This is a genomic window from Shimia aestuarii (assembly GCF_900114635.1).
GTDB classification, from domain to species: Bacteria; Pseudomonadota; Alphaproteobacteria; order Rhodobacterales; family Rhodobacteraceae; genus Shimia; species Shimia aestuarii.
In genome coordinates this window covers 1-2,500 of record NZ_FOTQ01000010.1, presented here as the reverse complement: position 1 = coordinate 2,500, position 2,500 = coordinate 1, and the positions used below count along the sequence as shown (strand labels likewise).

The window sequence follows — 2,500 nt, the reverse complement described above, 5'->3', positions numbered from 1 at the left end:
GGATGAAGGTAAGGTAACACTTACTGGAGGTCCGAACCCACACCTGTTGAAAAAGGTCGGGATGAGTTGTGCCTAGGGGTGAAAGGCCAATCAAACTCGGAGATAGCTGGTTCTCTGCGAAATCTATTTAGGTAGAGCGTCATCCGAATACCCCGGGGGGTAGAGCACTGGATGGGTAATGGGGCCCCACAGGCTTACTGATCCTAACCAAACTCCGAATACCCGGGAGTACTAGATGGCAGACACACTGCGGATGCTAACGTCCGTAGTGGAGAGGGAAACAACCCTGACCTACGACTAAGGCCCCTAATTCATGGCTAAGTGGGAAAGCAGGTGGGACGACCAAAACAACCAGGAGGTTGGCTTAGAAGCAGCCATCCTTTAAAGATAGCGTAACAGCTCACTGGTCTAAATAAGTTGTCCTGCGGCGAAGATGTAACGGGGCTCAAGCCATGAGCCGAAGTCTAGGATGCACATAGTGCATGGTAGCAGAGCGTAGTGTGACATAGTTCCTGTCCTCTTTAGCCTTCTTCGGAAGGTCATGGAGGATAAGGAGCTTTCTGTGAAGCCGGCGCGTGAGCGATCCGGTGGAGAGATCACTAGTGAGAATGATGACATGAGTAGCGACAAAGAGTGTGAGAGACACTCTCGCCGAAAGTCCAAGGGTTCCTGCTTAAAGCTAATCTGAGCAGGGTAAGCCGGCCCCTAAGCCGAGGGCGAAAGCCGTAGGCGATGGGAACCAGTTTAATATTACTGGGCCAGGAGGATGTGACGGATCGTGACTGTTGTTCACCCTTATCGGATTGGGTGGGCCGCTGATCGGTTCCTGGAAATAGCCCTCCATCAGACCGTACCCTAAACCAACACAGGTGGACTGGTAGAGCATACCAAGGCGCTTGAGAGAACGATGTTGAAGGAACTCGGCAAAATACCTCCGTAAGTTCGCGAGAAGGAGGCCCAGTTTCTACGCAAGTATTGGCTGGGGGCACAAACCAGGGGGTGGCGACTGTTTACTAAAAACACAGGGCTCTGCGAAGTCGCAAGACGACGTATAGGGTCTGACGCCTGCCCGGTGCCTGAAGGTTAAAAGGAGGGGTGAGAGCTCTGAATTGAAGCCCAGGTAAACGGCGGCCGTAACTATAACGGTCCTAAGGTAGCGAAATTCCTTGTCGGGTAAGTTCCGACCTGCACGAATGGCGTAACGACTTCCCCGCTGTCTCCAACATCGACTCAGCGAAATTGAATTGCCTGTCAAGATGCAGGCTTCCCGCGGTTAGACGGAAAGACCCCGTGCACCTTTACTACAGCTTCGCACTGGCATCAGGCACAATATGTGCAGGATAGGTGGTGGGCTTTGAAACCGGGACGCCAGTTCCGGTGGAGCCTCCCTTGAGATACCACCCTTATTCTGCTTGATGTCTAACCGCGGTCCGTTATCCGGATCCGGGACCCTGCGTGGCGGGTAGTTTGACTGGGGCGGTCGCCTCCTAAAGCGTAACGGAGGCGCGCGAAGGTTGGCTCAGAGCGGTCGGAAATCGCTCGTTGAGTGCAATGGCAGAAGCCAGCCTGACTGCGAGACTGACAAGTCGAGCAGAGTCGAAAGACGGCCATAGTGATCCGGTGGTCCCAAGTGGGAGGGCCATCGCTCAACGGATAAAAGGTACGCCGGGGATAACAGGCTGATACTGCCCAAGAGTCCATATCGACGGCAGTGTTTGGCACCTCGATGTCGGCTCATCTCATCCTGGGGCTGGAGCAGGTCCCAAGGGTACGGCTGTTCGCCGTTTAAAGAGGTACGTGAGCTGGGTTTAGAACGTCGTGAGACAGTTCGGTCCCTATCTGCCGTGGGTGTAGGATACTTGAGAGGAGTTGCCCCTAGTACGAGAGGACCGGGGTGAACGATCCACTGGTGGACCTGTTGTTGCGCCAGCAGCAGTGCAGGGTAGCTATGATCGGACAGGATAACCGCTGAAGGCATCTAAGCGGGAAGCCCCCCTCAAAACAAGGTATCCCTGAGGGCCGAGGTAGACCACCTCGTCGATAGGCCGGAGATGTAAGTGCAGCAATGCATTCAGTTGACCGGTACTAATTGCCCGATAGGCTTGATTTGATCCAGTAAAAGACAGACTGGAAATCAAAAGCATACACAAAACACAGACGTACGTGACTTGGACACGCCGAAAGGCGAAATTAAGCGAAGCCGTTTACTCGGTTTGGTGATCATAGCGCGAGTGAAACACCCGGTCCCATCCCGAACCCGGCCGTTAAGCACCGTAGCGCCGATGGTACTGCATCTTAAGGTGTGGGAGAGTAGGTCATCGCCAAACCTAGTAAACGACTTCCCTTAACGTATCTCTCAATTCGATGATTATCTGGCCTCTTTCCTTATAGCATGAGGCCATGCGGCCAAAATAGCCGCCTGTCGCGGGGTGGAGCAGCCCGGTAGCTCGTCAGGCTCATAACCTGAAGGTCGTAGGTTCAAATCCTACCCCCGCAACCA

1 tRNA gene and 2 rRNA genes (1 of these 3 cut by a window edge) are annotated in these 2,500 nt (G+C 54.0%); all 3 read left to right on the top strand.

Annotation, left to right across the window (positions count from 1 at the left end):
* A 23S ribosomal RNA gene (locus BMZ35_RS17830) occupies positions 1-2,110 on the top strand (it extends 719 nt beyond the left edge of the window).
* Between the two features lie 102 nt (positions 2,111-2,212).
* Positions 2,213-2,327, top strand: a 5S ribosomal RNA gene (gene rrf, locus BMZ35_RS17825).
* Positions 2,328-2,423: 96 nt separating this feature from the next.
* Positions 2,424-2,500 (top strand) — tRNA-Met (locus BMZ35_RS17820).